A 4,032-nucleotide genomic window follows, 5' to 3' on the forward strand; every position below is an offset into this window, starting at 1 on the left:
CTAAAGTAATTTTTGGGAAGCTCGAGGGGAAGTGTGAGGGCTTCTAAGAGAATGTCTCCACACATTTCGAGAGCTTCGTAAATCTTCGAAAATGTGGGGCCGTAGTCGGGAATTTCCGTTGGCCAAATATTTTTAGGATAAAGGTTCTGATACTTATGATTTTCGGGAAGGTTGCGGCCGACATGCCAAAACTCTTTAAGATCAGCGACTTTGCTATCTTTGGCATGTTCGGTTCCGAAGGGAGTATAACCTCGCTGAAAACCATTATCGTAGAGCGCGTATTTCTTTTTAGTTTCCACGGGGAGGGCAAAAAACTGTTCGCTCAATGCATAGGCCTTTTTAAGGAGATCTGCCGAAATAGGGTGATCGACCAGCGTGATGAACCCGTATTCTTTAAGTCCACGGTAAAGATCTTGGATAAATTTTGATTTTTCTTCGGCCGAACCAGAAATGTATGCGGCTAGACTGAGTTCAGGTACTTCTCTCATAAATCCCCCTCGAAGAGTTGTGCCCAAATCAATAGCATTAACCCACTTCCGGCGCTAGGTGGATTTTTGAGGTGACCTCCTCGCAGCAAAAAATTGTAAATGAATGGGAGTTTTCGAGAATAAAATTCCCATTATTCAATAAGCACCCTATCCTAAATACATGAAATTCACCTTACTGCCTGTTTCATCACCTCTTGAAAACCGCACTTTTTCCGTGAAGGATTTAGTGATCGATAGCCAGGTTCTTAAAAGTAACCCGCTGAAGGACCCTGCCAAGAGACACAATTACATTTTAGTTCCCAACGATAAAAAACCTCTCCCTGTCGTGGTTCATCTTTCGGGATATTTTGGCAATGGAACTCAAGCGACCAATATCAAATGCTTAGAGGAAAATTTTCCGCAAATGATCCAAAGGCTTACGGAAGAGAAAAAAATTCCGCGAGCTCTCCATTGCTTCGTCGATGCTATGACCGCGGTCGGGGGATCGCAGTTTATTAATAGTAGTGGCTGCGGCAGGTATAGTGATTATATTCAAACTGAACTCGTGACCGCTTTAAAAAAGACTTTCAAAACTACAGAGGAGTGGACTGTGGCGGGCGCTTCCAGCGGTGGCTACGGAGCTCTTCACCACATCAGTCTGGCGAAAACAGCATTTACCAAGGCCGTGGTTGTGGCACCCGACAGTTTTTTTGAAACTTCGCTGCTTCCCGATTTTTACAAAACAGCCCCTTGGTTAGAAAATTTGACGACAGTGAAAGAGCTCCTCATCGCCATCCAAAGCGGAGAGCTCAAGAAAAACAAGAACTACTTTTACATTTTGAATGCCGCCGCAATGGCGATGAATTACGCGCCAGTAAAGGGCGGAAAGATTTCTTACCCGATCCATGTCAAAAGCGGTGAGCTCATCCCCAAGACATGGCAAGATTACCAAAAAAAAGATCCCATTCAATTTTTAAGAGAGAGAAATCAGCATCTCAAAGGAAAATACATTCGTCTTGCCGTAGGCCAACATGACGACTTCGCTTTGTACTTTGGCGCCCGAAAAATAAAACAGATTCTCGAGTTAGAGGCCCACCTCGACTACACGGAATTTCAGGGGGGCCACAATCATCTCAATAGCCAAGTGGCCCATCTACTAGGGAAGTAAGGGGCTCTTCGCATCGAGAGTTCTCCCCACCTTTTATTTGATGGCGATGTTTCTTTGGTCGTCGATGGTGGCTAGGGTCCGACCTTTTGTGGCGGCGGCCATAAAACGCTTACCACCATTGGTGAGGGACACTTCGATGCGGTCAATGCCGTCACACATGTCTGACGAAAAACCGAGCTCCTTGGTATCTTCCGTATAGACGCGTTTGGAATCATAATACGCCTTTTGAGCCGCATGGAGATGGGCAAGGCAAGCCTTCATCTTCGTTGTCGAACTGAGTTTTTTAGAAGGAGCGGCAAAAGCCGTGGCTGAAATTAAAACAGCGAGACCAAGCATCAGACTTTTCATAATACCTCCGTGTATTAGTGACTCTTTGGGGGAGAAAGCGGTTAAATTCCGCCGGCTCCACCTTCTCCACGGGAATCGAAAGCAGCTTCGAGAATCCCTTGGTCATTGAGAAAGATTCCATTCACTTTCCCTGTGGACCCATTATCAACTTTATGGCCTATTTTCTCTAGGCCTTTTTTAGTATCCGCTGGAAAATTATTATAATCCAGAAAAAGTATATTTGGCGCAAATTGTTGATGAACCCGGGGGGCTTGCATGGCGCGATCAATATCTAACTTGCTCACCAATACGCGGTACCAGGTTTGAAAGACAGAAGTAATGATGGTCGGTCCACCAGAGGCTCCAACCCCCATGACGGTTTTGTTATCTTTTGTGATAATTGTTGGGCTCATTGAACTTAACGGGCGTTTGCCGGCCTGAACTAAGTTGGCGCGACCTTGAACTAATCCAAACATGTTGGGCCGACCAAGAACAGTGGTAAAGTCGTCCATCTCGTTATTCATAGCGATGCCGTATTTATTCGAAACCACGCGAGAGCCATAATTGCCGTTGAGGGTGGAGGTCAGCACTACTGTATTTCCGTCGGCATCCATCACGGTAAAGTTTGTGGTTTCCTTACTTTCCTTGGGCTCATTTTGATCATCCAACGGGGCTAAAGATAAAACTTTATTATTTTTAATCTTAGCACCTAAAGGTTTTAGATAATCATCACCAGTCAGCATGCTAATTGGATTCTGAGTAAACTCAGGGTCGCCCAACTGAGTGCGGCCTCGGAAAGCGACTTTAAACATTTCTCCGATGAGATGATATTCTTCTACAGAGAGCGGCACTTGCTTATCCATCTGTAACTGTTGCATCAGGGTGATTAGAGAAGAAGTCACCACACCACTGCTGGAGGGTGGTGGCATCATGTAAACGGAGTACCCATTGTAATCTTTTTGTAAGGGATTGAGCCAACGCGTTTTATAGTTTTTGAGATCGCTCATGGCGAGAACGCCCTTGCCTTTAATCGTTTGCTCGATGTCCTTACCGATCTCGCCTTCGTAAAAGGCTTTAGGGCCTTTATCTCGTAGAAGTTTAAGGGCATTGCCTAATTGCGGCTGCTTTAGAATTTCACCCGGCTTGTAAGAATCACCGTTGCTCTTAAAAAAATACTTAAGACCGGCAGGATTAAAATCCTTCTTAGAGCCGTTCGTCAATTTGACCCATTCACCACTCACCGGGAAGCCTTCATTCGCTAAGCGAATCGCTTCTTCGAAAAGCTGAGACCACTTGAGTTTTCCGTATTTCCTATGCATTTCGAAAAGTCCCGCAGCGATTCCCGGAACGCCAATCGCCAACGGACCAATGATCGGAGCCTTGTCATCTTTGTCTTTGTAAAATGTTTGATGGGTCATGATCGGAGCGACTTCTCTAAAGTCCAAAGCTTCGGGGGTGGCATTGCCCATACGAATCATGGCGAAAGCGCCTCCGCCGAGAGAGGCGTAGTAGGGACTCGTCACCCCCAATGCGAGCTGCACCGCCACCGCGATATCCACAACATTTCCGCCTTTAGCTGCAATCTTTTGCCCGACGTCCACGCCGCGCTCGGTGGGGGCTGCGATCATCACTCGGTGGCCCTGGGAGGGAATAGCCCCTGCACAAATCTGAAAAAGAAGAAGAAAAATAGCGATCGCAAACTGTGGGAATTGTTTCATGGATACCTCTAAATTTGAATTCAAGCACATTAGATCGATTAGAGTAGAAAATCAATTCACTGCGGTCCAAAAACCTTGTCGAATTGGGGTCGATTTGGTATCCCCGCAGGATGCAATCTTTTCAGTTCGAGAATTTTACAAACCCCTACATTCCCATGATGGCGGAGTTTGGGCCCTATATTGTCGACGAGACCTTGGCTCTTAAAAATCACGGTCAATGGCGGACAGGTCCTCATCGGACCTATGAGCATCTCGATGTGGAGATTGGCACCGGAAATGGGTTTCATTTGAGTCATCGTGCAAAAACGTTTTCGGACCGTGCAATTGTAGGTTTCGAAATTAAATTTAAAAC

The 4,032-nt window shown here is 46.0% G+C and carries 5 protein-coding genes; 2 read left to right on the forward strand and 3 right to left on the reverse strand.

Annotated elements, in window-relative coordinates; genetic code table 11:
- A partial coding sequence (locus K2Q26_13630) for an isopenicillin N synthase family oxygenase (protein MBY0316559.1) occupies positions 1–488 on the reverse strand: 488 nt, incomplete at its 3' end.
- A 226-nt stretch (positions 489–714) separates the two neighbouring features.
- On the opposite strand from K2Q26_13630, the gene K2Q26_13635 reads away from it, so the two are divergent.
- Positions 715–1,635 (forward strand): esterase family protein, encoded by a 921-nt coding sequence (locus K2Q26_13635; GenBank protein ID MBY0316560.1) that lies wholly within the window; start codon positions 715–717, stop codon positions 1,633–1,635.
- A 33-nt stretch (positions 1,636–1,668) separates the two neighbouring features.
- Here K2Q26_13635 and K2Q26_13640 read toward each other — a convergent pair whose 3' ends face one another.
- The gene (locus K2Q26_13640) at positions 1,669–1,983 is read right to left on the reverse strand and encodes a hypothetical protein (protein ID MBY0316561.1); all 315 of its coding nucleotides are present in this window, start codon (positions 1,981–1,983) and stop codon (positions 1,669–1,671) included.
- 41 nt (positions 1,984–2,024) lie between these two features.
- On the reverse strand, positions 2,025–3,680 hold the full coding sequence (gene ggt, locus K2Q26_13645) for a gamma-glutamyltransferase (GenBank protein ID MBY0316562.1): 1,656 nt from the start codon (positions 3,678–3,680) through the stop codon (positions 2,025–2,027).
- Between the two features lie 110 nt (positions 3,681–3,790).
- On the opposite strand from ggt, the gene K2Q26_13650 reads away from it, so the two are divergent.
- On the forward strand, positions 3,791–4,032 hold a 242-nt coding region (locus K2Q26_13650; GenBank protein ID MBY0316563.1), incomplete at its 3' end, for a hypothetical protein.

This window comes from Bdellovibrionales bacterium (assembly GCA_019750295.1).
Lineage (GTDB): Bacteria > Bdellovibrionota > Bdellovibrionia > Bdellovibrionales > JAGQZY01 > JAIEOS01.

Excerpts from the sequence above, each read along its gene's own strand:
- K2Q26_13640 (MBY0316561.1), bottom strand. The coding sequence starts at position 1,983 with ATGAAAAGTCTGATGCTTGGTCTCGCTGTTTTAATTTCAGCCACGGCT.
- ggt (MBY0316562.1), bottom strand. The coding sequence starts at position 3,680 with ATGAAACAATTCCCACAGTTTGCGATCGCTATTTTTCTTCTTCTTTTT.